Genomic DNA, 23387 nt, shown 5'->3' with positions numbered 1-23387 from the left:
GCGGTTCACGCGAACTACAAAGTTCGCGCTACTGACCAATGGCCAGCTTTTCCAGGGCGGCTTTAAACTCGGGAGTGTCGTAGTCGGCCATGCCGTCGTGGCGGGCGGCTACCTGCCCGTCGGGGCCCAGGATAACGGTGGAGGGAATGGAGTTGGAATCGAAGGGTGCCGGCAGTGGCCCGGCGGGGAAATATACCGGAAACGTGTAGCCCCGGCGCTTGAGCAGGGTGCGGGCTTTGGCCGGATTCTCGTCGAGCGAAATCATGACGAAAGCCACTTTGGCCGGATCCAGCTTCTTATACAGGGCATGAATGCCGGGCATTTCGGCCACGCAGGGCGGGCACCAGCTGGCCCACAAATTCACGAATACCACCTTGCCTTTGAGCGCGCTCAGGTTCACGCTTTTGCCCTCCAGGGTCAGCAGCGGCAGGCTGTGGGGGTAAGCGGCATTGGTCGTGGCTACTACCGGCGCGGGGGCAGGCAGCATCGGCGCATCGGCCTGCCAGAGGCCGGTGGCCAGTAGTCCGCGCTGCAGCGTGCCCAGCACCGGAGTACGCAGGTCGGTGAGCATAACTACGGCCAGAAGCGCGAATGGCAGCCACTGAAATAAGTACTTACGGTTCATGGGCGGCGGGTGAAAACAGGAGTCGGAGGGCAGAGGTGAACTTGAGGAACTAAGGTACGGCGGTTTCGGAAGCCGCCCACGCAGTGCCTGGTGAGCCCGCGTCACTGGCCCACGCGGCTGACATCAATCAAGCCCGGGGCTGACATTCGTCATCTTTTCCAAAACCGCCCCGCAGGACCTTTGAGCAGGTAAAACAATTACTTCTGAAGGCTATGCAAGTCGAACCACTGCCACCGCTGGCGGCGCCCCACCCGCCCCTGGTGCCCGCTACTCCCGCCCGGGCCGTTGACACTTTCTTTTACGACAACAAAATCGTCCGGGACTTCGGTATTGCCACCGTTATCTGGGGCATTATCGGCATGCTGGTGGGCGTGCTGGCGGCTTTTCAGCTGGCCCGCCCCGAGCTGAACATGGGCACGGCCTACACCACCTTCGGCCGCATCCGCCCGCTGCACACCAACGCCGTCATTTTCGCCTTCGTCGGCAACGGCATCTTCACCGGCGTGTATTACTCGCTGCAGCGCCTGTGCAAAGCCCGGATGTTCTCCGACAAGCTCAGCAAAATTCACTTCTGGGGCTGGCAGCTGATTATTCTCTCGGCCGTGGCCACGCTGCCTATGGGCTTCACTACCAGCAAGGAATACGCCGAGCTGGAATGGCCCATCGACATTGCCATTACGCTGGTGTGGGTGGTCTTTGGCTGGAATATGTTCGGCACCATTGCCAAGCGGCGCGAGCGGCACCTTTACGTGGGCATCTGGTTCTACATTGCCACCTTCCTCACGGTAGCCGTGCTGCACATCGTCAACTCGATGGCCGTGCCGGTAAGCTTCATGAAAAGCTACTCCCTGTACGCCGGCGTGCAGGATGCCCTCGTGCAGTGGTGGTACGGCCACAACGCCGTAGCCTTCTTCCTGACCACGCCCTACCTGGGCCTGATGTATTACTTCCTGCCCAAGGCGGCCGAGCGGCCCGTGTATTCCTACCGCCTGAGCATCATTCACTTCTGGTCCCTGATTTTCATCTACATCTGGGCCGGGCCGCACCACTTGCTCTACACCGCCCTACCCGACTGGGCCCAAAGCCTGGGCGTGGCCTTCAGCATCATGCTCATTGCCCCGAGCTGGGGCGGCATGATCAACGGGCTGCTGACGCTGCGCGGGGCCTGGGACAAAGTGCGCGAGGAGCCCGTGCTCAAGTTCTTCGTGGTGGCCGTGACGGCCTACGGCATGGCCACCTTCGAGGGGCCCATGCTCAGCCTGAAGAACGTAAACGCCATTGCCCACTTCACCGACTGGATTGTGGCTCACGTGCACGTGGGGGCTCTGGGCTGGAACGGCTTCCTGACCTTCGGCATGCTCTATTGGCTGTGGCCCCGCCTCTACCGCACGCCGCTGCACTCCAAGAAATTGGCGAATACCCACTTCTGGCTCGGCACGCTGGGCATCCTGTTCTACGCCCTGCCCATGTACTGGGCCGGCTTCACCCAGGGTTTAATGTGGAAGCAGTTCAACGCCGAGGGCATGCTGCAATACCCCAACTTCCTCGAAACCGTGATTCAGCTGGTGCCCATGTACTACCTGCGCGGTATCGGCGGGGTGCTTTACCTCAGTGGCGTGTTCGTGATGATGTTCAACCTCTACCGCACGGCCAAAGCCGGCTCCCTGCTGGCCGATGAAAAAGCCCAGGCCGCGCCCCTGGTGCCCGAAGCCCAGGACCCGCACGCCCAGGGCGGCCACTGGCACCGCTGGGTAGAGCGGCGGCCGTTTCAGCTGGCCGTGGGAGCCACCGTGGCCATTCTTATCGGTGGCGCCATCGAGATGATTCCGACCTTTTTGGTGAAAAGCAACGTGCCCACCATTGCCTCGGTGAAGCCTTACACCTCGCTCGAATTGCAGGGCCGCGACATCTACATCAAGGAAGGCTGCTCCAACTGCCACACCCAGATGGTGCGCCCTTTCCGCTCCGAAACCGAGCGGTACGGCGAGTACAGCAAGGCCGGCGAGTTTGTGTACGACCGGCCCTTCCTCTGGGGCTCGAAGCGCACCGGCCCCGATTTGCACCGCGTAGGCCAGAAATACCCGCACTCCTGGCACTACAACCACATGCTCGACCCCACCAGCATGTCGCCCGGCTCCATTATGCCCGCCTACCCCTGGCTTTTCGACAACGACATTGACTACAGCACGCTGCCGCGCAAGATTACGGTGCTCCGCGACCTGGGCACGCCTTACCCCGCCGGTTTCGAGCAGCAGGCCGTGGCCGATGCCCGCCGCCAGGCCCAGGGCATCGTGGCCGAGCTGAAAAAGGAGGAAATCGAAATAAAGACCGACAAGGAAATCGTGGCCCTCATTGCCTACCTCCAGCGCCTGGGCACCGATATCAAAGTAAAGCCCGAGCAAGCTGCAGTAGCTGCTCAATAGCAACTCACAGCCTCCCCAAGACCATGCACAAGAACGTGTTGCAAGCCATAGCGGGCATTGAGATTTATCCGCTCATTTCCCTGGCCATCTTCTTCCTGTTTTTCCTGGCTTTGCTGGTCTACGTGGCCGTGGCCAGCCGCCAGCACATCAATGCCATGAGCCAGCTCCCCCTGGCCGACAACCCCACCGACGAAACCCCGAATTATCATCTTAACTCCGACGTGCTATGCTAACCAAACGCACCCTGCTGCTGACCATTCCTGCCCTGCTCACCAGCTATCTGGCTTCGGCCCAAACCACCGCTACTACCGGCCCCACCCCCGCTTCCCTGCTTAGCTTGCTGGCCTGGGGCGTGGCCGCCGTGGTGCTGCTTTTCGGGGTAATGACGGCCGCCTCCCTGGCCGCCGTAGCCGCCGATGCCGTGCAGCACGACGCTACCCAGAACGATACGGCCGCGGCCGAAGTGCCGGCCGCTTCCTCGATGGACGCCACCCCGGCAACCCAGCAGCGCATTGCCGCATGAGCCGCCTTTCCCAACTTTTGCGCGTAGCCGGCCTAGGAGTCGCTCTGGCTCTGCTGGCCGCCCGCCCCAGCCTGGCCCAGGCGGCCGAAGCAGCAATTCCAACGGCTTCAGCCGCTCCCGCAGCCGCCTCCGAAGCGCAGACGCTGCTGCTTTGGTTTCTGCTGGGCACTCTGGCGCTGGTCATCTTGCTTATTCTGCTGCTGGCTACTATGCTGGTAGTGCGCCTGCGGCCTCAGCTGCGCCGCCTCTACGAGCTGCCCACCGTGCGCCCCACCTGGAGCGGCCGGGTGCTGGGCCTGCTCGTGGGCGACTCGACCCTGGTGCGGGGCGAGGTGCGCGACGAAATCCTGGACCACGACTACGACGGTATCCACGAATTCGACAACGACCTGCCGCCGTGGTGGAAGTACAGCTTCTACGCCACCATCGTCTTTGCCATCAGCTACCTGAGCTACTACCACCTGGCCGGCGCCGGGCAATTGCAGGGCGCCGAGTATGCCGCCGAAATGCAGCAGGCTGCCCTGTTCGTATCGGCCGAGGCCGACGACCCCAACAAGCTCACCACCTACCAGCCCCTGACGGCCGCCGGTGACTTGAGCAGCGGCAAGAGCCTGTTTACGACCAACTGCGCGCCCTGCCACGGTGCCAACGCCGAAGGCAAAGTAGGCCCCAACCTGACCGACGAGTACTGGCTGCACGGCGGCGAGGTCAACCACGTCTACAAGACCATCAAGTTTGGGGTGCAGGGCAAAGGCATGGTGGCCTGGAAAGGCAAGCTCTCCGGCAAGCAGATTCTGCAGGTCAGCTCCTACCTGCTCAGCCTGCAGGGCACCAAGCCCGCCGGCGCCAAAGAGCCCCAGGGCGAGAAGGAAGCCCCCGGCCAGCCCATGGCTAAGCTGTAACGTCGCCTCACCCCCGGCTCCCCTCTCCGAAAAAGGAGAGGGGAGCCGGACGACAAAAATCCCATTCTCTTTTGACAACCAGTAAGTAATTGCCTGCGCCTCCGTGGCTCCCCCTCTCCTCTTTCGGAGAGGGAGCCGAGGGGGTGAGGCGCACGTCAGAACTCATGCCCACTACCCAACCCCAGCCCGCCGCGTCTTTCCGCGACACCATTGCCACGGTGGATGCGGCCGGCAAGCGGGTGTGGCTCTACCCCAAAAAGCCCGGCGGACGGCTGTATAACTACCGCAAGTGGCTGAGCTACGGCCTGCTGACGCTGCTCTTTGCCGGCCCCTGGCTGCGCATCAATGGCTTGCCCTTGCTGCTGCTGAACCTGCCGGCCCGGCGCTTTATCATCCTCGGTCAGATCTTCTGGCCCCAGGATTTCTTTATCCTGCTGCTGGCCTCGCTCACCTTCGTGCTGTTCATCATCATCTTCACGGTGGTCTACGGGCGCGTGTTCTGCGGCTGGGTCTGCCCCCAGACCATCTTTCTGGAAATGGTGTTTCGGCGTATCGAGTACTGGCTCGAAGGCGACGCACCCCAGCAGAAGGCCCTCGACCGGGCACCCTGGGACTGGAACAAAACCTGGCGCAAAACCACCAAGCACGCACTGTTTCTGGTGTTGTCCTTTTTGATTGCCAACACGTTTCTGGCCTACATAATCGGCACCGACGAGCTGCTGCAAATCGTAACGGACCGGCCCGCCGAGCACTTGGGCGGCCTGGCGTCGATGGTTTTGTTCACGGGCGTGTTCTACGCCGTGTTTGCCCGGTTTCGGGAGCAGGTCTGCACCATTGCCTGCCCGTATGGCCGTTTGCAGGGCGTATTGCTCGACAAAAACAGCCTCGTAGTAGCCTACGACTACAAGCGGGGCGAGCCGCGCGAAAAACGGCGCAAAAACCAAGAACGCACCGCCGGCGACTGTATCGACTGTAACCAGTGCGTGCAGGTGTGCCCCACCGGCATCGACATTCGCAACGGGGCTCAGCAGATGGAATGCACCAACTGCACGGCCTGCATCGACGCCTGCAACACGATAATGAACCTGGTGAATCTGCCCGAGGGCCTGATCCGCCACGCCTCCGAAAACGACATTGCGGCCGGCACCAAGCCCCGGTTTACGACCCGCATGAAGGTATTGTCGGGGGTGCTGGCCGTACTGCTGGTGGTCCTCACGGGGCTGCTGGTATCCCGCGCCAACGTGGCGGCTACCGTGCTGCGCACGCCGGGGCAGCTGTTTCAGAAAACCGACCACGGCACCATTACCAACCTTTACAACATCTCGGTTATCAACAAAACCAACCATGCCTACCCGCTCACGCTGCGGGTGCTGGAGCCGGCTCAGGGCACTATTGCTCTGGTAGGCACGGCCAGCCTGACGCTGCCGGCCCAGGGCATGACCGAAGGCGTGTTCTTCGCCGAGCTGCCCCGCCGCGCCCTGCGGCGCACCAACCAGAAAATCCGCATTGGCCTGTATTCGGGCCACGAGCTGATTGCCGAAACCAGCACCAAGTTTCTGGGGCCGGTACAGTAACTGATAGAATATCACAAATAGAACGTCCTGTCGAGCAGCGCGAGACATCTCGCGTGCATTGGTAATCAACCTATTGTGACGACATCAGTACGCGGGACACTTCGGCTGCGCGGACGCCAGATTACGCACGACAAAATCTCCTCCCATGGCAACTTCCTCTTCCAAAACCCGCAGCATCTGGCCCTATGCCATCATCCTGACCTTCGTGCTGTTTGCCGGCTACATCGGCTACATGGTGCAGCAGGCCATGCGCACCAGCGTCGATTTGGTGAGCCCCGACTACTACCAGCAGGAGCTACGCTATCAGCAGCGCATGGAAACCGTAGCCCGCACGGCCGCGCTGCCCGCCCCAGTGCAGCTGGAGCACGATGCCGCCCGGCGCCACCTCACGCTGCAGCTGCCCGCCGCACTGGCCAGCCAGGCCGTGCAGGGCCAACTGCACTTCTTCCGGCCCTCCGACCAAAAGCTGGATTTCACATTGCCTTTGCAGCCTGTAAATGGTATGCAGCAAATCAACACTGCCCAGATGCAAGCCGGCTACTGGCGCGTACGCCTCGACTTTACCGCCGGCGGGCAGGCGTATTTTGTGGAGAGAAATATCACTCTGGCCAACTGACTTTCGTCATGTGGGCCCCGGCCCGGGCGGCGGAACTTGCCGGCCGAATCTGATACGTTATTTCTCTACTGCCAATGCTCTGGGCCGGGTTTGTTTTTGGGTTGTTGGGTAGCTTCCACTGCGTGGGCATGTGCGGGGCTATTGCCCTGGCCCTGCCCGGCCGCGCCGATGCCGCCTCCCCTTCGGCGCGCTACGTGGGCGGTCGGCTGCTCTATAACCTGGGCCGCGTCACGACTTACGCCACGCTGGGCGCGGCGGCCGGCCTGCTGGGCCAGAGCCTGCGCCTGGCCGGGCTGCAGCAAAGCCTTTCCATTGCCTCGGGCCTGCTGATTCTGCTGCTCGTGGGCCTGCCCCCGCGCTACGCCGACCAAGTGGCTGGCCTGCTTGGTTTGCGCCGGCCGCTGGCCTGGGTCAAAAACACGCTGGCCGGGCTGTTTCAACAGTATTCGTGGCGGGCGTTGTACCTCACGGGCGTGCTGAACGGACTGCTGCCCTGCGGCCTGGTATACCTGGCATTGGCCGGTGCCCTAAGCGCGCCGGGCGTGCTGGGCGCGGCGGCCTACATGACCAGCTTCGGCCTGGGCACACTGCCGCTCATGTGGGGCCTTTCCCTGACCGGGCGCCTCGTGCCGCTGGTGTGGCGCACCCGCATGCGGCAGGCCGTGCCCTACGCGGCCTCGGTGCTGGCCGTGCTCTTTATCGTGCGCGGCCTGGGGCTGGGCATTCCCTATCTGAGTCCGCAGCTTTCCAACGCGCCGGAGAAAACCACGGCCCACCAGCCCCAGTCGGTGCATTATTGCCGGTAGCAGCCAATTAGCCGTTTTCTGTCGCCCTTTCCCTTTGTTAAGCTCCTCTTCATGAAAACCATTCTTGTTCCCATTGACCACACTGCCGGGGCTGAACACACGCTGGCTTACGCCAACAAGTTGGCCGTGCGCTGGCCGGCCGAAGTGGTGCTGCTCTACTGCCATCCCGAGCTAGACGGCGCGCCGGCAAAAGCAGCAGCGCTGGCCGAGCAAGAGCTGCGGCTGCGGAGCCTGGTAGAGCGGCTGCGCTACCAGCAGCTCACCCGCCAGGATGGCCGACGAATTCAGTACCGCTACCGTGTTCTGAGCGGCTGCCTCCACGACCACGCAGCAGCCGAAGCTGCCCGCTGCGCTGCCGACTTGGTAGTAATGGGCCTCGAACACATTGACTGCGGCCAGCAGGCCGCGCCCGGCAACCACGCTGCTACCATCACCGGGCTGGTAATATGCCCCGTACTGGTGGTGCCGCCGGGCCGCCGCTCCCTGCCTTCCCGCTTGGTTTTCACTGCCGATTTTACAACGCTAAACGGCAGCACGTTACCCCGCTTATCGGCGCTGGAAGGCGCTTTTCCTGGTCCGCTGGAGTTGGTGCAGTTCTATTCACCTGCTGAGCGGCCCCGGCGGCGCCCGCTGAAACAGGCCGTAGGTCGGGCCGCTGCCCAGCTTACCTGGCCCACTATTATCACGCATTTGCTCGAAGACGATGCCCCACTCGAAGGCATCAGTGAGTTTTGTGCCCGTCATCAGGCCCAGCTGCTCATCATTGCCCCCGCCAGCGAGGCCCAGCTGCTACGCTACTTCGACTCGTGCTACACCACCACCCGCGCCTACCACACCCAAATTCCGGTGCTGGTACTGCGGGCCGTGGAGCGCCAGGCCCAGGTAGCCTGCTGCGACCGGTGCGCCGAACGGCTCGAGAAAGAGCAGAAACGCGCTGTGCTGCCCGATTACCACGCCGTGCATTGGGGCTGATTTCCAAGCCGAATATTCCATAACAGCTTTTATTTTCCTTTTACCATGACTACCGTCGCTGCCCCTGCTATTGCTCCCCCCCGCCTGTTGGTTGAATCCTGGATGCGCCAGTTTCAGGACTGGCTCTGCCATCGGCTCGAAGCGGCCGACGGCGGCGGCGTGCGGTTTCAGGAAGATGCGTGGCAGCACGAAGGCGGTGGCGGTGGTGCTACGCGCGTGCTGCAGAACGGGGCCGTGCTGGAAAAAGGCGGCGTGGCCTTCTCGGCCGTGTGGGGCGAAATGAGTGAACAGGCCGCCCGGCAATTACTCATGCCCAGCCCGCAGTATTTCGCCACCGGCGTATCGGTAGTGCAGCACCCGCGCAGCCCTATGGTCCCGATTTCGCACATGAATGTGCGCTACTTCGAGGCCGGCAACGGCGAGGCCTGGTTCGGCGGCGGCCTCGATCTGACTCCAATTTACGTGGACGAAGTGCAGGCCCGCTGGTTTCACACGCAGATTAAGGACGTGTGCCAACGCTACGATGGCAGCTACTACCCGCGCTTCAAGCAATGGGCCGATGAGTACTTCTACCTGCCCCACCGCCAGGAAACCCGGGGGGTGGGCGGCATCTTCTTCGATAGGCTCACGGTAGGCAAAGACGGCTCGTTTGAGGAGCTGTTTGCCTTCGTGCAGGACGTGGGCGAAATCTACGGCCGCACCTACGCCACCATTATGCGCCAGAATGCCAGCCTGCCCTACACCGAGCGCGAAAAGCGGTGGCAGCTGGTGCGCCGGGGCCGCTACGCTGAATTCAATCTGGCTTTCGACCGGGGCACCAAGTTTGGCCTCGAAACCGGCGGCCGCACCGAAAGCATTCTGATGAGCCTACCGCCCCAGGCCGAATGGCACTACAACCTGGTACCCACGCCCGACTCGCCCGAAGCAGCTACCCAGCAGTGGCTGCGCCAGGGCATCGACTGGGTTTAGGATACATTAGGCACAAGCCAAAAACACCGCAGGCGTACCAGATGGTGCGCCTGCGGTGTTTTTGGCTTATAAACAAAGCTAGCTTTTCACGCGGCCTGGCGAAAACCGAGCGGCGTGGTGCCGGTATGCTGCTTAAAAGAGCGGTGAAAACAGGTGTCATACTCGAAGCCGAAGCGGTCGGCAATGTTGCCCACGCTCCAGTGGGTGTGGTGCAGTAGCAGCTTGGCTTCGCTGGTGAGGCGCTCGGCACTGTGGGCCGTAGTGGGCTTGCCGGTCACTTCCTTCACCGCCCGGTTCAGGCGGTTGACGTCAACGGTCAGCTGGTCGGCAAAGTCCTACGCGTTTTTCAGCAGGGGCTTGCCGGCCGAAAGCACGAATCAAACGCGCACCCTGGGCTGGTGAAGCACGATGGCTATAGTAAGTCCGGCGCCGCCAAAATGTAGCTGACCAGTACTGAATCCTGACCAGCCAGAACCACAAAAAAACGGGTTGAAACGCGCATCGGCACGATGGCTGAACGAGAGGCCCGCACTCAGGCAGAGCTGAAGCCAGGCTCCCTCAGGCGTCAGCGCGAAAAGCTCCAGGACGACCAGCTGGACTTCAAAAAAGCCCTTGACCCGATGGTCAGGGGCTTTTTCGTGTAGAGCGGCCACTGCCCTAATTCGTAGCGGGCGGCTGCCGGGCCACTGCACGAGCTGCCACAGGTAGAAACACCTGCTTTTCAAAATCCAGTTTTTCTACGCTGTTGCTGCCGAGCTGCGGGCGCTTCCTTTGTCACAGCATAACATCTACCATCGGGATGCAAGGTAGGGCCGACGAATTCTGCAGAGACGACATTGCAGGCAGCCGAACGACCAAGTAAGAGCCCACTCTATTTCACTACCCCCAGCGCCTTCGCCATATCTCCACTGCCCCGGCGGTGAATGGCGAGTGACTGGCACTCCTTTTCTACACGCTTATCCCCTGAATGACAATGGCAGCCAACGACAGTAATACGTTTCAGTCTGTAATCGACGACGCCAATAACCTGGCCGCCTTGACTGCGCCGCTGACTCAAAAGGTAGACAAAATAAGCGCTGACCTGGACTCAGTCAGCAATTTTCTGAATCAGATAAGCACCCTTAGCAGTGATTTGAATGCTGCCACTTCGGACATTTCTGACGTGCAGGAGGTGTGCCTGGGGCTCAGCCCGGTACCTATTGTGGGGGAGCTTGCCGATGCCGTAGCCGATGCCTGTACGACCATCAACGATACGGTTGGCAATGCTATTAAGCAAATCAACGACTTTGTCCAGGATACGGTTTCTCCTGCCAACGGCGTAATTACCGACATCAAAGCCGGCGTTGCCGACGTCGACAAGGCCCTGGATGACATAGCAGATTACGTCCCGATCTTCACCAACACCCTGGCTATTCTGCAAGCCCTGGACAGCATTGCAGAAAACCTCATCACGGCCCTGGCAGGCTCCGACCTGGCTACCCGGCTGACGAGCTTACGCACCACCTACGACACTCTGCGGCAGGATGTAGAAGCGGGTATCACGACCGTTAAAAGCGTTACCCAGCCTATTAGCGATGCACTCGATGCCGTTGCGGGACCTATCGAGACGACGGTTGGGTATGCCGGGAATGTCGCGTCAGCCATCAGCAGCCTGGGAACCGTAACGGGAATTCTGGACCCGATTAAATCGGCGCTGGATACGGTGGAAAATGCAATAGCCCCGGTAAAATGGGCTTTGGACGCTGTGAGCTGCATTTTCAACAAGGTACTCTCGCCCGTTATCAATGAAGTGCTAGAGGCAACCGGGCTCCAAAGCTTGGTAGATGGAATCGGGAAAAAGCTGGCCGATGCCCTCGGTATCAGCGCCATCCTCAATGACATTGAAGATGCGGTGTCGATTCAGGATCTGGACACATTTGCCACGGTTATCAAAAACGACGCTGGCAGCGCCGCCAGCACGTTTCTCGGTGGTTGGCAACAGATAAAAACCGCCCTCGGCAAGTATTCGGTCAATCAGGATCAGGCGCGCGACCAGGCCATCAAGGACTTTGTGGCGGCCATTGCCGCGGCTCCCGCAGGCAGCGACGTCGGCATAGTACCTAACTGGCCTTTGCCGCCAAAAAACTACGTACCGCCGGTTGCTCCAGCACCAAAGCCCTCCGCTTATGCGGCGCAGTTTACTTCTATACATCAGCAGCTGCAGGCTCTCGCTGCGCCGCTGCCCCTGGCAGCAGTGGCTCGCTTCACTGCCCTTGCACAAGTCGCCGAGCCGGCTTTGGGGCCGCTGGGGCCGCAATGGGCGCCCGTGGTTACAATGGCCGCCGCCGTAGATCCAACAAACGCAGCCATGGCCACAGTGCGCCCAGCCATAACGCAGCTGAATGCTAAATACGCCGTGTTTGCTGATACTACCCCACTAGCCAGCGCACTCGGCGACCAAATCGGTGATATTACGATACTGCTACAGACCGCCGCCGCGCTAATTAAGTTAATCGATACATTTCCGCTGCTGGGCAGTGTTCTGACGCCGCTTGCCGCTGCCTTAAATGATCAGCTTTCCCTCTGTGATGCTGGCACCAAAGCCGTTGTGGCCCTCAATGGGGCAATCGGTACGGTAGCACCGGCAGTCAAGACGGCTGGGGCGGCGGCCCCGGCGCCAACACTGCTCACGGCATCGGCTGCGAAGATGACGGGCTGGGCCAAAGGGGCCGAGATGCTCGCCCGCTCCATCGACCAGGCCAGAACGGTGAAGCAAACAGCTACCTCGGGGCCGGATCTGGATGCCAAGCAGGCGCAGCTCAATGCCCGCTGTGCTGCCCTAACGGGGACGTTGCAGACCATTGCGCAGTGTGCTAGCGACGTGAACACGCAAACCAAAGCACTGGATGACCAGCTGGTAAGCTATGCCAATGCGCTGCTGGAAATAGCAACCCACGGCCAGCTGATGTCGCAGCAAGGGCAGGCTACCGCTGACCAAGTCACCAAGCTGGTATCGGTCATTCATTCGTTGATCAATCCACTGACGCTCATCGTGAACATACTTAACTGCACCGGTACGCCGATGAAAACCGCAGCAAGCGGGGTGCTGCAAGTAGTCGTTCACTCAGCGGTTTCGACTGCTACCTCCTCCGCTTCCGCTGTGCAGTCGCTCATTGATGCCGGCTTCAACAAATTCCTGCCGCTTTCGGCCATGACGACGGCGGCGCAGGCAGCCAGCAACGTGCTGGGGGCAGCCATGGAGGCACAGCTACAAAAGTCTTCCGCTGCCGTGAGCACCGCCCTGCAGACCTTACAGCTGCAGCTGCAGGATAGCGTTTCCTATACGTTCCCAACCGCAGACGGCACGCCCTCCGCGCCGGTTAGCAATCAGTTTCTGGATGCCACAACCGGTGCAAGCACCATAGCCTTATACCATTCTCTTTCCGCCTAAATACTGCTTTCTCATCCTTAACCGTACTAAAGAAACACCATGAATTCTCCAGTCAACCCAACCCCAACAGACGGCAATCCAGTTTGGAAGCCGGTGCTCAACTACGACAACACGACCAATGTGTACAGTGTTGGAACAGGAGCAAGCGCTACTAGCACCACGATGAGCCCCGACCCGGCGCCGACCGATCCTGACCCCAAGAAGCCTTGGGAAATGTGGGACGATGGGCTCGTGATTCTGAATGGGCTGGCAACTGCTCTTTACGGCCTCATTGAGAATGGCAAGATTCCCATTTCCAACCCGAATCTGAAGCAGGATTTGGTAGCCGCGCTTTTTGGCCTCAATACAGCCTTGCACGACATTACCGTGGCATTCAGAGCCTACATACAGAATGACACGCTGATCGTTGTGGAGCCGCCGGTTGTGGACCAGTGGCCGGACCCAAACACGCCCGCTCCTGCGGACCTTCCGTATTTCGAAGCGGGATTTGATATACTCGCCGGCGCCATGGGGTTGCTTAGCGCATCTCTGAAGGAAAAACTGGCGGCCCATCCCGAAGGTCAGGCGCTGGTTGACTTGCTGGATGCCCTAATCAATGCGAAGGAGGATGTTATAGCAAATATTACCGCCGTCCTGAACGATACTACTCCCAACCAGCCGGCTTAAGGGCTCCGGCTTCATCTGTTCACCTTTATCCAGGAAGAGTATGCCCATTACTTTCACCGCTGGCTGGGACCAGCAACCAGCCAATAATAACGGCGCGACGGCGCCACAGATATTAACAATTCTCAGCACCGCCGATAACACTGGCACCGGTGATGCAGGACTTCTGGAAGCCCTGACCGTTGTGAATGCGCAGAGCGCCGAAGTTGCTGTAGTCAAGGGCATTCACCAGGACAACAACGACAATACCCCGCATATTACCGTCGACTACCTGGGTGGCCGCTGGCATATCAACCTGGTCCAAACGGCGGCTGGCGGTACGACGGGGTACCGAGTAGGCGTAGTGACTCAGTTTGCTCACCACCCGTAGTTTTTCCTAAAGCCGAAGAAAAAGACATCTTTTAGGTGTCTTTTTCTTTGTTTGTATATACCGAGGCCCTAAGCCAGGAACCAGGCCGGCAACTTGAAAACCCGGTACCTGCGTGACTACAGCGGGGCAGCTAACCGGCCGGCCACACAAAAAACGGGTGTGTTCCTGCATGTGCAGGAACACACCCACTGGTATATAGATGATTGTAGGCTCCAGAAAAACAGCCTTTACTTCACGATAAAGCGGTATGCTACCGGCTACTGGCTTTTGTGGCCTACCGCAGTTCTTTTGCAGGTAAACTACTGCAGGGCAAACCACTACTGCTGGTAAAAGACGGGCAGTTTTGCGAGCAAAACATGCGTAGGGTTAGCAATACCCACAACGATCTGCTGGATGGACTGCGCCACAACGGACACCAATTTTCTTTGGCCGGCATCGAGCGGGTGTACCTGGAGCGCAACGCCCCATCAGCGTGGAGAAGCGCAAAGCCCGAAAGGAACACTCGGAGCACACCCATACCGGCGAACTGCCTGGGCTATTCAGTTATAACAGTCCTTTCCTGGCCGGCTGGAGGCCCTATCCAAATGCTCTTACCGGGCCTTGCGGAACAGGTAGCGCGTCTGGGTCAGGGTGCTGATGCTGGTGGTACCCGTCTGGATGGGCCGTTGTGGGTCGTTGAACCGCAGGCTGGTTTCTACCTGCTGTGTGGCGCTGGTGGGCTGCGCCGAGTTCTGAATTTCGAGCAGTTCCCAGCCGTCGGCGGCCAACTCGTTCAGGGTCGTCATCAGCAGTCCGTCCAGCTCGCCCAGGGTATTTTCGTAGGTAAACAGCCCGCTTTTGACTTTCACCGGCTTCAGCACGGTTTGCCCGCGCCAAGCCGGTGCCAGGTATATCTGCTCGTCGTCGTAGAGGTGCACCAGCTGGTATTGGTAGCGCACACCGGGTGTGGCGGGCAGCAAGGTGCTACTGGTAGTGGCCTGAAAGGCGGTTTCGGGCAGCTTAGGAAACGATGCGCCCCGTGGCGGCGCAGTAGGCTCCGGAGACTGGGCAACTGCCGGGGCGGCCAACAGCAACGCGGCGGGCAGCAGATAGGCGAGTAAGCGGTGTGGCATAGCGAAAGGCATAGCGAGTAAAAGAAATGGCTGGCCGGCCCCCTACTAATCGGGAGCCGGCCGGCCACACTTGTTCCACTTTCATGCCAACCGGCTAGTCCCGCTTGGTTTTGAGCAGCTGCCGCAGCTGGGCCAGCTCGTCGCGGAACTTAGCGGCCTGCAGGAAGTCGAGGTCTTTGGCGGCGGCCTCCATCTGCTTTTCGGTCGTTTTGATGAGCTTTTCCAAGTCGGGCCGTGCCATCATGGCAATGACGGGCTCGGCGGCTAGAGTCAGCGTATCGGTTTCGGGGCCGGCGTAGGCGGCCGGCTCGATGCGGCGCTTGTCCGACAGCGAAGTTTGCCCCATAATCTCGTCGTGCGACTTCTTCACCGTGCGCGGCGTAATGCCGTGCTCCTCGTTGTAGGCCTGCTGCACGGAGCGGCGGCGGTTCGTCTCGTCGATGGCGCGCTGCATGGAGCCCGTCATCCGGTCGGCGTACATAATGACCTTACCCTTATCATTCCGGGCGGCGCGGCCCATCGTCTGAATCAGACTGCGCTGGTCGCGCAGGAACCCTTCCTTGTCGGCATCCAGAATACACACCAGGCTTACTTCAGGCAAATCGAGGCCTTCGCGCAAGAGGTTCACGCCAATAAGCACGTCGATAACACCCAGGCGCAACTGGCGCAGAATCTCCACCCGGTCGAGGCTTTTCACATCGGAGTGCACGTACTGCGACTTAATGCCCAAGCGCTCCATGTACTTCTGCAGCTCCTCGGCCATACGCTTAGTGAGCGTGGTAACGAGCACCCGGTCACCCATTTTCACCCGGTTGTCCACCTCGTCCAGCAAATCGTCAATCTGATTCACGCTGGGCCGCACGTCAATTTCGGGGTCGAGCAGGCCGGTGGGCCGGATAATCTGCTCGATGATAACGCCGTTGGCCTGAGCCAGTTCGTAGTCCGATGGCGTGGCCGACACGTAGATGGCCTGCCGGTACATACTCTCAAACTCGTTGAAGGTGAGCGGGCGGTTGTCCATGGCGCTCGGCAGGCGAAAGCCGTACTCTACGAGGGCTGTTTTGCGGCTCCGGTCGCCGCCCCACATGGCCCGCACCTGCGGAATGGTGGCGTGGCTTTCGTCGATAACGAGTAGGTAATCGTCGGGGAAGTAGTCGAGCAGACAGAAGGGTCGGGAGCCGGGCTGGCGGCCGTCGAAGTAGCGCGAGTAGTTCTCGATGCCCGAGCAGTAGCCCAGCTCCCGAATCATTTCCAGGTCAAACTCAGTGCGCTCCATGATGCGCTTGGCTTCCGAGTCGCGGCCTTCCTTCTCGAAGTAAGCGTGCTGCTGCACCACATCGAACTGAATTTCCTTGATGGCCTGGTTGAGCGTGTCTTTGCCCGTTACGAAGAGGTTGGCCGGGTAGAGCGTCATGCTGTCCTCGTCGCTGAGCTTTTTGCCGCTCACCGGGTCAATTTTCTGGATGGCCTCGATTTCCTCGCCGAAGAAGAAGATGCGGTAGGCAAAGTCGGCGTAGGCCGGGAAGATGTCCACGGTGTCGCCCTTCACCCGGAACGAGCCGCGCGTAAATTCCACCTCGGTACGCGAGTACAGAATCTGCACGAACTGGTAGAGCAGGTTGTTGCGCGAATATTTCAGGCCGGGCGCCAGGTAAATGACGTTTTTGCTGAACTCCTCGGGGTTGCCGATGCCATAGATGCACGACACGGACGCCACCACAATAATGTCGCGGCGGCCCGAGAGCAGTGTAGCCGTGCAGTGCAGCCGCAACTTCTCGATTTCCTCGTTGATGGCCAAGTCCTTCTCGATGAAGACGTCGGTGCTGGCAATGTAGGCCTCGGGCTGGTAGTAGTCGTAGTAGCTGATGTAGTACTCGACGGCATTGTTGGGAAAAAACGACTTAAACTCGCCGTAGAGCTGGGCGGCCAGGGTTTTGTTGTGGCAGAGTACCAGCGTGGGCCGGCCGGTTTGGGCCACCACGTTGGCCACCGTAAAGGTTTTGCCGGTACCCGTGGCACCCAGCAGCACCTGGGCCGGCTCACCGCTTTCGACGCCCGCTACGAGCTGGGCAATGGCCTTGGGCTGGTCGCCGGTGGGTTTGAATTCGGAGGTTAGTTGATAGTCCATTCAGGCAAAAATGTGGCAGCTAAGACAGCCTAGGATAACTCCATTGCTGCAAGGTAGGTTTCTTCGGAAACGAAAAAACCTGTCCGGACGAATCGAACAGGTTTTTTGCTTGCATAACGGATAAGCTTAGCGCGGGTCGCGCCACAGCAGGCAGCCCCCGGTAGCCTCCGACGTAAAGGATGGGCACTTGCCGTCACCTTTGCCCGAAATACCACCGCTGGGTGCGCCCACGTAGCGCAGCTGATTGTTATTCAGATTATACACTTTAACAAAATCATCGGGCCGGAAGGACTTGACCAGATATGCCGGCTGGCCCTGCCAGGTATAGAGCCACACCTCGCCGGCTGGGTTGGCCTTAGGCGTGCGTAGCAACTCATCAATCAGCGGCTGGGCGCGGGTGTCGGAGCAAGCCAGCGGCAGGTCACAGTCGGCTTGCTTATCGGGGCTTACCGAATCCTTTTGGCACTGCACCATGCCCAGGCAGCCCCAGAAACCCACGAGTACGAGTAGCGTTTTCATAGCATACACATTGTTTTAAGGTGAAGCAGCCAGGCTTTTCCCGGCTCAGAAATTAATGCAAAACGGTAGCCGCACGGCTGCCGCCAAACTCCACACTGGCTTCCATGCCGATGGCGTAGGGCCGGGCCTGGTACGACGACTGAGCGGCGTTGGCATTCAGGGTCGAAAGGCCAGCTTCGGCCGTGGGCCCCACCGCCAGGCTCCACTGCGCGGAGGCCGGCTTATAGCGCACTCCCGCGCCACCATTTACCGAGCCCTGCACCTTGCGGTAGGGCGAGCCTACAGAGCTGAGCGAGTAGGTAGTAGTAGCTTCCGGTACGCCCACCAACTCCGACTGACTGTTGAAGAGCACGTTGACGGCCGCGCCTACTTTGGCGTAGAGCGACACCCCATTGCGCGACGAGCCGTAGCGCACACTCACCGGCACGCCGGCCGTGCGGTAGCGGTATTGGGCCGTGCGCAGTTGGGCAGGACGCGGAGGCGTCAACGAGTTGTTTTTATCGGCACTACTTATAGCCGATTGCAAAGGCAGCTTGCCATCCAAAAAGGAATAAGACGTTTGGGAAGTAGCCTGCTGCTCAGCAGCCTGCAGTCCGGCGCTTATCGTCCAGTGCTTGGTAGCCACGTAGCTTACCGTAAGGGCCACACGCTGGGCAAAGCCGGGGCGCAGGTTCTGCCGGTATTCCCGAGCGGCCAGATCGTAAGTATTCGTTGTATTGCGGGAAGCGCTGAAGCCGTTAGAAACACTTGGCGCGGCAGCAGTGGCTCCGGCAGCCGAGGCAAAAGCCATGTTCGGGTTGTAAGCCGAAGCCGCGTAGGAGCCCATTAGGCGCCATTTGCGGGGCCGGGGAGCTATGGTTTCGCGCTCTTTTTCCTCCGAAGCCTTTGGAGCCGCCTGGGCCAGCGACATAGCCGGGGCGCTGGGCAACGCAGCTTTTAGCGTATCGGGACGGCCAATGTGGAGCAAGCCAGGCAACGAAACGGGGTGGCTGCTCAAGGCCGTCAGCCAGCTGGCAGCCGAGGTCTTGCCCGTGGCAGAAGCAGCATACGAACTGTTGCCCGCATTCATAACCAAGTCAAACAGCGAGCCGGTGCTGCCAGTGGCAGCCGTACCATACGCCACCGACGACGAGCTAGCACGGCCGGCCTGGACTTGGCTACTGGTAAAGAAGCTGCCGGCGCCGGCCGAAACAGCTGTTGCTTCCGCCACCGACGGTGCAACTCCATTCAGTGAAGCCAAACGGGCCGAACTGTGAGTGGCAGCAGCCAAATTATTTGCCAAGGCATCGGCTTCAGTGGCCGTTGCTGCGGCGGCTACAAATTCATTGCTAGTGCTGGCCGTTGCGCCGGGCTGGCCTTCAAAAGATTCCGCCGTAAGGCCAGCAGCCGCTAGGCCAACTCCAGCAGCGTTGCCACTACCGGTGGTCTGGGTCTGGCCGGCCGTGGTAGTACGGCCAGCTAACGGGGCTGAGGCACCGGTGAGGCCGGTGCGCTGCACCGTAAACCAGCTGCCGGCACCCAGAAACAGCAGAATGCAGGCTGCCGCTACCCAGCGGTGCCACACCAGCCGGCGGCGGTAGGTTTCGTTTTGCTGCACCAGCAGCTCGTGGTCAATCTGCTCCCACAGATGCATGCGCGGCGCTACCTCAGCTTCGCCCAGCTTCTGCCGAAACAGCTGCTCCAAGTCGCCGGTAGGCTCCGGCGTAGGCGTATTATTATTTGCGGTAGGTACCATTGGAACGATACGCGTCGAGGCGCTCTAGTTTGGTCTTCAAAATGGCCCGGGCCCGGGCGTACTGTGATTTACTGGTGCCTTCGGAGATGCCCATTAATTCTCCGATTTCCTTGTGGCCGTAGCCTTCGATGGCAAACAGGTTGAACACCATCCGGTAGCGGGGTGCCAGCTCCTGCACCATGGCCAGCATTTCTTCGAAAGCGTAGTTGGAGAGGGTAAACTCCTCACCAGCCAGCTCCTCGGGGTACTCACCCTCGCTCACGGCTACCAACGGGGCGTTGCGGCGGTGCTGGCGCAGGGCAGCATTCACCATGATGCGGCGAATCCAGAACTCCAGCGGGCACTCGCGGCGGAAATTACGCAGGTTGTTGAATACGGTTATAAAGCCTTCCTGCAGCACGTCTTCGGCTTCGAAGGTTGTTTGGGCATAGCGTAGGCATACGGCCATCATTTTACCCGCAAACCGCTCGTAGAGGTGCTTTTGCATGAGTCGACTACCGGCCAGGCAGCCATCTATTATCTCGGCCTCGGTCATGGAGGAAGGCGGGGTGAGGTGGCGCACAGGCACCGGCGCAGCAGCCGGCTTGGAGGCCGAAGCCCCTTCCGGAAGCAGGCTGCGTAGCCCGCTCACGGTTCCAAAAGCAGACGACAATGCTCCCATCAGCGCAGCTGGCTCCCCGAGCCTACGTTAAGCACCAGCCTATTCCGCGAGGGGCCAGACCAGCAGATGTAAGTAACCAATATTGCCATAATGAGCCGATAGAATCTGAAAGGTGACACTACCCTAAATGTGGTGTTGTATCTGGAAGAGCCGCCATTGTCGGCACCGGTTGCATAGCCGGAGCAAAAATCCATAAATCTTTTTGAATAGCCTGATATTCAATTCGCTAATTCCAGAGCAAGTGGCAAATTCAAAAGCCTTGCACTACTCCGCGCAAGGGCTTCCACGGCTGGGCTCATTAGAAAGATATTGCTACATTGGGCAGATATTTCCCTGCGCACTTACTGCAACTCGGCAGTCACTTCTAGTATGAGGTGGCTGCTTTTTTTTGCCCGCTGCGGTGCTACTACTCCCCGACAAGGTGGGCCGGCCTTTGCCAGAGCCACAAAATAAGTTGGTTAAAGTGCAAGGCGCTGAGTAGGTTTGCTTAAGAGTTGGCCGCCACCAAATAAATTACGGCCCGGCTGTAATGTCCGGGCCGCTACCACGATTCATATACTGCCGAATTTACCTGCTATTGCCCGGCGCAGTGCAACCTCCCCCACTGGTTAGTCGACCCTGAAGGCGGCATCTACCTTACCACCTACCATTGCTGCTAACCGGCTGCGGCCTGGGCTATTCTCTGTTTTTCCCTTTTGCTGATATGAAACGATATATACCCCTTTTGGTCACGGGTTTGCTGAATGCGCCAGCCTGGGCTCAAACTACGCCCCCGGCCGCACAGCCGTCCACCGGCATCTCGGCGGTACCCAAGCCACTGGCTATGCCGGCCGCGCCCAAAGGCACCGGCCGCCTGACCGGTACCGTACTCGATGCCGCTACCAAAAAGCCGGTGGAGTTTGCCACCGTAGCCCTGCTGCCCGCCACTGGCACTACCCCCATCGACGGTACCGTGTGCGACGAGAAAGGCCGGTTTGTGCTCAAAAGCCTAGCGGCGGGTACCTATCGGCTCCAGATCAGCTTTATTGGCTACACGGCCCGCACCGAAACCGTGACCATCACCGACGGGCCCACCGACCTGGGCACGCTGCCGCTAGCCTCGACGGCCCAGAAGTTGGGGGAAGTAACCGTAACCGGGGAGCGGGACGTCATCGAAACCAAGCCTGACCGTATCGTTTACAACGCCGAAAAGGACATCACCAACTCGGGCGGTACGGCGGCTGATGTGCTGCGTAAAGTGCCGCTGGTAAACGTGGACCCCGATGGCAACGTGGAGCTGCGCGGCACCAGCAACGTGCGGGTACTCATCAACAATAAGCCCTCGGGCATCGTGGCCAGCTCGGTGGCCGATGCCATGAAGCAAATTCCGGCCGACCAGATCAAGAGTGTGGAAGTTATTACCTCGCCCTCGGCCAAGTACGACGCCGAAGGCTCGGGTGGTATCATCAACATCATTCTGAAGAAAAACAACCTGCAAGGCACCAACGGCAGCGTGGGCCTGGCCGCCGGTACGCGCAGCTCCAACGGCAATGCCGCGCTGAACTACCGCAAAGGCAAAATCGGGCTGACCAGCTCGGCCAGCGGCTTTGCTTTCTACAGCCCCAACCGCAACGACCTGCAGCGCTTCACGAAAAATGCCAATGGCAGCGACGCCCTTTCCCTGGAGCAGCGTGGCAGCGGCAACACCCTCGGCGGCGGCGGCTTCGGGCGCCTCGGCCTCGACTACGACCCTGCCCAATACCACAGCCTCACGCTGAGCGTGCAGGGCAGCATGTTTCGCAACAGCGGCGACAATGAGCTCTACAACAACATCCACTACAACAGTCTTTTTCCGCTAACCCCGGCCCGGGACTTTACCCGCGACTCGGAGCGCCGATTCCGCACCCAGAGCTACGACGTGAGTGGCAGCTATACCCGCACCTTTGCCCAGAAGCGCCGCGAGTGGAGCGTGCTGGGCCAGCATACGCGCAACCGCAACAACCAGAACTACAGCCTCGACCAATACCCCGGCGACGGTGTGGGTCCGGCCGCCGAGCGTGACTACCGGGAGGAAAGCCTTAACCTGGCCCGCAACCTCGAAACCACGCTGCAGACCGATTACGTGCATCCATTTTCGGAAACCACGACCCTCGAAACCGGAGCCAAGGCCATTCTACGCCGCGTAAGCAGCAACTATACCATCCAGACCGACCCGACCGGCCAAAGCATACTGACGTACAACGCGGCCCGCTCCAATGCCTTTCGCTACGACCAGGACGTGCTGGCGGCCTACGGCTCCTATGGTTTCAATATCAGCAAAAAGGTAAGCACCAAGCTGGGAGCCCGCGTCGAGAGGACCAACATTGACGGCAGCTTTCAGCAGGGCGATGAACGGGGCGTGGCGCAGGACTATATCAACCTGCTGCCCAACCTGAGCGTGAGCTACCAGCCCGGCAACCCCAAGAAGCCCGGCCAGTCGCTGCGGGCGGCTTACTCCCGCCGCATTCAGCGCCCCCAGATTTTCTACCTGAACCCATTCCTCAACGCTACTGACTCGCTCAACACCAGCCGGGGCAACCCCGACTTGGAGCCCGAGCTGACGGACAGCTACGAGCTGAACTTTACCACCTTCATCAAGGGCTCAGTGCTGAACATTTCGGCCTACGCCCGCCGCACCGGCAACGCCATTGAAACCTACCGGGAGGTGGTCAACGGCGTGAACAAACAAACTTTCCTCAACATCGGGCGCAACGCCACCTATGGCACGAGCATCTTCGGCTCGGTGAAGCCCGTGCCGAAGTGGGACGTGAGTGGCACCGTCAACGTGTACTATGTGTCGTTGAAAAGCCCCTCTCTGGAGCTCAGCAACTCGGGGCTGATGTACAGCCTGAACCTGAACTCGGGCTACAAATTTGAAAAAGGCCTGAGCCTGCAGTTCTTCGGCGGCCTGAATTCGCCCCGCATCCAGCTGCAGGGCCAGCAGGCCGCCTGGACGTTCTATTCGGTGGGGCTGCGCAAAAACCTGCTCAAGGACAAAGCCGATCTGACCCTGAATGCTGACAACTTCCTGCAAGCCACCCGCAATCTGAGCTCTACGCTCGATACCGACCAGTTCCGTCAGGAAACCAACAACTACATCTACATGCGCGGCGTGCGCCTGGCCTTCAACTACCGCTTTGGCAAAGTCTCGACCCAGCCCCCGAAGCGCCGCCGAGGCATTCAGAACGACGACACTAAGCAAGGTGAGAGTAACCAGGGGCAGCAGTAGTTTTTAATGCGCTAATGCTTAATGTGCTGATGTGTTAAAATTAATGTGGTTGAATGTGAGGAATGTGTCCTTGCGAGGAGGCACGACGAAGCCATCCGTCCTCTGAAATGTG

Annotated in this window: 20 protein-coding genes and 1 pseudogene; 14 read left to right on the top strand and 7 right to left on the bottom strand. The window is 60.0% G+C overall.

Annotation, left to right across the window (positions count from 1 at the left end):
- Window positions 1–28: 28 nt before the first annotated feature.
- Window positions 29–625: a TlpA family protein disulfide reductase gene (locus tag LGH74_RS03320; protein ID WP_226171892.1), complete on the bottom strand. Its 597-nt coding sequence runs from the start codon at window positions 623–625 to the stop codon at window positions 29–31.
- A 212-nt stretch (window positions 626–837) separates the two neighbouring features.
- Here LGH74_RS03320 and ccoN point away from each other — a divergent pair, with 212 nt between their 5' ends.
- The 9 genes from ccoN to hemF all read left to right on the top strand — a co-directional run bounded on the left by ccoN (window position 838) and on the right by hemF (window position 9410).
- The gene (gene ccoN, locus LGH74_RS03315) at window positions 838–3048 is read left to right on the top strand and encodes a cytochrome-c oxidase, cbb3-type subunit I (protein WP_226171888.1); all 2211 of its coding nucleotides are present in this window, start codon (window positions 838–840) and stop codon (window positions 3046–3048) included.
- Between the two features lie 23 nt (window positions 3049–3071).
- The gene (locus LGH74_RS03310) at window positions 3072–3281 is read left to right on the top strand and encodes a hypothetical protein (protein WP_226171884.1); all 210 of its coding nucleotides are present in this window, start codon (window positions 3072–3074) and stop codon (window positions 3279–3281) included.
- Window positions 3275–3571 (top strand): hypothetical protein, encoded by a 297-nt coding sequence (locus LGH74_RS03305; RefSeq protein ID WP_226171881.1) that lies wholly within the window; start codon window positions 3275–3277, stop codon window positions 3569–3571. The genes LGH74_RS03310 and LGH74_RS03305 overlap by 7 nt, the downstream gene beginning before the upstream one ends.
- Window positions 3568–4473, top strand: coding sequence for a cbb3-type cytochrome c oxidase N-terminal domain-containing protein (locus LGH74_RS03300; protein ID WP_226171879.1), 906 nt, complete (start codon window positions 3568–3570; stop codon window positions 4471–4473). Before LGH74_RS03305 ends, LGH74_RS03300 begins: the two co-directional genes overlap by 4 nt.
- A 164-nt stretch (window positions 4474–4637) precedes the next feature.
- On the top strand, window positions 4638–6047 hold the full coding sequence (ccoG, locus tag LGH74_RS03295) for a cytochrome c oxidase accessory protein CcoG (protein WP_226171877.1): 1410 nt from the start codon (window positions 4638–4640) through the stop codon (window positions 6045–6047).
- 145 nt (window positions 6048–6192) lie between these two features.
- Entirely contained in the window at window positions 6193–6663 is a 471-nt protein-coding gene (locus LGH74_RS03290) for a FixH family protein (protein WP_226171875.1), read from the top strand.
- A 74-nt stretch (window positions 6664–6737) separates the two neighbouring features.
- Window positions 6738–7469, top strand: coding sequence for a sulfite exporter TauE/SafE family protein (locus tag LGH74_RS03285; RefSeq protein ID WP_226171873.1), 732 nt, complete (start codon window positions 6738–6740; stop codon window positions 7467–7469).
- A gap of 51 nt (window positions 7470–7520) precedes the next feature.
- Window positions 7521–8441: a universal stress protein gene (locus LGH74_RS03280; protein WP_226171871.1), complete on the top strand. Its 921-nt coding sequence runs from the start codon at window positions 7521–7523 to the stop codon at window positions 8439–8441.
- A 45-nt stretch (window positions 8442–8486) separates the two neighbouring features.
- Entirely contained in the window at window positions 8487–9410 is a 924-nt protein-coding gene (gene hemF, locus LGH74_RS03275) for an oxygen-dependent coproporphyrinogen oxidase (RefSeq protein ID WP_226171869.1), read from the top strand.
- A gap of 86 nt (window positions 9411–9496) precedes the next feature.
- Here hemF and LGH74_RS03270 read toward each other — a convergent pair whose 3' ends face one another.
- Window positions 9497–9730 carry a helix-turn-helix domain-containing protein gene (locus LGH74_RS03270; RefSeq protein WP_226173734.1) on the bottom strand — a complete coding sequence of 78 codons (234 nt, stop codon included), beginning with the start codon at window positions 9728–9730 and terminating at the stop codon, window positions 9497–9499.
- Between the two features lie 653 nt (window positions 9731–10383).
- Between LGH74_RS03270 and LGH74_RS03265 the strand changes: the two genes are divergently transcribed.
- The 4 genes and pseudogenes from LGH74_RS03265 to LGH74_RS25180 all read left to right on the top strand — a co-directional run.
- Window positions 10384–12840 (top strand): hypothetical protein, encoded by a 2457-nt coding sequence (locus LGH74_RS03265; RefSeq protein ID WP_226171867.1) that lies wholly within the window; start codon window positions 10384–10386, stop codon window positions 12838–12840.
- A gap of 39 nt (window positions 12841–12879) precedes the next feature.
- Window positions 12880–13506: a hypothetical protein gene (locus tag LGH74_RS03260; protein ID WP_226171864.1), complete on the top strand. Its 627-nt coding sequence runs from the start codon at window positions 12880–12882 to the stop codon at window positions 13504–13506.
- Window positions 13507–13546: 40 nt separating this feature from the next.
- Window positions 13547–13873: a hypothetical protein gene (locus LGH74_RS03255; RefSeq protein ID WP_226171861.1), complete on the top strand. Its 327-nt coding sequence runs from the start codon at window positions 13547–13549 to the stop codon at window positions 13871–13873.
- Window positions 13874–14142: 269 nt separating this feature from the next.
- A pseudogene (locus tag LGH74_RS25180) lies at window positions 14143–14322 on the top strand (YetF domain-containing protein); the annotation flags it as partial.
- Window positions 14323–14463: 141 nt separating this feature from the next.
- Here the strand turns inward: LGH74_RS25180 and LGH74_RS03245 are convergent.
- The 5 genes from LGH74_RS03245 to LGH74_RS03225 form a co-directional block, all read right to left on the bottom strand.
- Window positions 14464–14985 carry a hypothetical protein gene (locus LGH74_RS03245; RefSeq protein ID WP_226173782.1) on the bottom strand — a complete coding sequence of 174 codons (522 nt, stop codon included), beginning with the start codon at window positions 14983–14985 and terminating at the stop codon, window positions 14464–14466.
- Between the two features lie 94 nt (window positions 14986–15079).
- Window positions 15080–17113, bottom strand: coding sequence for an excinuclease ABC subunit UvrB (gene uvrB / locus LGH74_RS03240; protein ID WP_226171858.1), 2034 nt, complete (start codon window positions 17111–17113; stop codon window positions 15080–15082).
- Window positions 17114–17239: 126 nt separating this feature from the next.
- Window positions 17240–17632: a DUF6970 domain-containing protein gene (locus tag LGH74_RS03235; protein ID WP_226171855.1), complete on the bottom strand. Its 393-nt coding sequence runs from the start codon at window positions 17630–17632 to the stop codon at window positions 17240–17242.
- 52 nt (window positions 17633–17684) lie between these two features.
- On the bottom strand, window positions 17685–19367 hold the full coding sequence (locus LGH74_RS03230) for a hypothetical protein (RefSeq protein ID WP_226171852.1): 1683 nt from the start codon (window positions 19365–19367) through the stop codon (window positions 17685–17687).
- Complete coding sequence (locus LGH74_RS03225) at window positions 19348–19998, bottom strand: RNA polymerase sigma factor (RefSeq protein WP_226171849.1); 651 nt, start codon at window positions 19996–19998, stop codon at window positions 19348–19350. Before LGH74_RS03225 ends, LGH74_RS03230 begins: the two co-directional genes overlap by 20 nt.
- A 733-nt stretch (window positions 19999–20731) precedes the next feature.
- Here LGH74_RS03225 and LGH74_RS03220 point away from each other — a divergent pair.
- On the top strand, window positions 20732–23275 hold the full coding sequence (locus tag LGH74_RS03220) for a TonB-dependent receptor (RefSeq protein ID WP_226171846.1): 2544 nt from the start codon (window positions 20732–20734) through the stop codon (window positions 23273–23275).
- Window positions 23276–23387 lie beyond the last annotated feature (112 nt).

The organism is Hymenobacter lucidus (assembly GCF_020447265.1).
GTDB lineage: Bacteria > Bacteroidota > Bacteroidia > Cytophagales > Hymenobacteraceae > Hymenobacter > Hymenobacter lucidus.
The sequence above is the reverse complement of the archived record's forward strand: the minus strand, read 5'-3'. Positions and strand labels throughout refer to the sequence as shown.

What these genes read in the sequence shown, in the direction of transcription:
- LGH74_RS03320 (WP_226171892.1), bottom strand. Translation starts at nt 625, where the DNA reads ATGAACCGTAAGTACTTATTTCAGTGGCTGCCATTCGCGCTTCTGGCC.
- ccoN (WP_226171888.1), top strand. Translation starts at nt 838, where the DNA reads ATGCAAGTCGAACCACTGCCACCGCTGGCGGCGCCCCACCCGCCCCTG.
- LGH74_RS03310 (WP_226171884.1), top strand. Translation starts at nt 3,072, where the DNA reads ATGCACAAGAACGTGTTGCAAGCCATAGCGGGCATTGAGATTTATCCG.
- LGH74_RS03305 (WP_226171881.1), top strand. Translation starts at nt 3,275, where the DNA reads ATGCTAACCAAACGCACCCTGCTGCTGACCATTCCTGCCCTGCTCACC.
- LGH74_RS03300 (WP_226171879.1), top strand. Translation starts at nt 3,568, where the DNA reads ATGAGCCGCCTTTCCCAACTTTTGCGCGTAGCCGGCCTAGGAGTCGCT.
- ccoG (WP_226171877.1), top strand. Translation starts at nt 4,638, where the DNA reads ATGCCCACTACCCAACCCCAGCCCGCCGCGTCTTTCCGCGACACCATT.
- LGH74_RS03290 (WP_226171875.1), top strand. Translation starts at nt 6,193, where the DNA reads ATGGCAACTTCCTCTTCCAAAACCCGCAGCATCTGGCCCTATGCCATC.
- LGH74_RS03285 (WP_226171873.1), top strand. Translation starts at nt 6,738, where the DNA reads ATGCTCTGGGCCGGGTTTGTTTTTGGGTTGTTGGGTAGCTTCCACTGC.
- LGH74_RS03280 (WP_226171871.1), top strand. Translation starts at nt 7,521, where the DNA reads ATGAAAACCATTCTTGTTCCCATTGACCACACTGCCGGGGCTGAACAC.
- hemF (WP_226171869.1), top strand. Translation starts at nt 8,487, where the DNA reads ATGACTACCGTCGCTGCCCCTGCTATTGCTCCCCCCCGCCTGTTGGTT.
- LGH74_RS03265 (WP_226171867.1), top strand. Translation starts at nt 10,384, where the DNA reads ATGGCAGCCAACGACAGTAATACGTTTCAGTCTGTAATCGACGACGCC.
- LGH74_RS03260 (WP_226171864.1), top strand. Translation starts at nt 12,880, where the DNA reads ATGAATTCTCCAGTCAACCCAACCCCAACAGACGGCAATCCAGTTTGG.
- LGH74_RS03255 (WP_226171861.1), top strand. Translation starts at nt 13,547, where the DNA reads ATGCCCATTACTTTCACCGCTGGCTGGGACCAGCAACCAGCCAATAAT.
- LGH74_RS03245 (WP_226173782.1), bottom strand. Translation starts at nt 14,985, where the DNA reads ATGCCACACCGCTTACTCGCCTATCTGCTGCCCGCCGCGTTGCTGTTG.
- uvrB (WP_226171858.1), bottom strand. Translation starts at nt 17,113, where the DNA reads ATGGACTATCAACTAACCTCCGAATTCAAACCCACCGGCGACCAGCCC.
- LGH74_RS03235 (WP_226171855.1), bottom strand. Translation starts at nt 17,632, where the DNA reads ATGAAAACGCTACTCGTACTCGTGGGTTTCTGGGGCTGCCTGGGCATG.
- LGH74_RS03230 (WP_226171852.1), bottom strand. Translation starts at nt 19,367, where the DNA reads ATGGTACCTACCGCAAATAATAATACGCCTACGCCGGAGCCTACCGGC.
- LGH74_RS03220 (WP_226171846.1), top strand. Translation starts at nt 20,732, where the DNA reads ATGAAACGATATATACCCCTTTTGGTCACGGGTTTGCTGAATGCGCCA.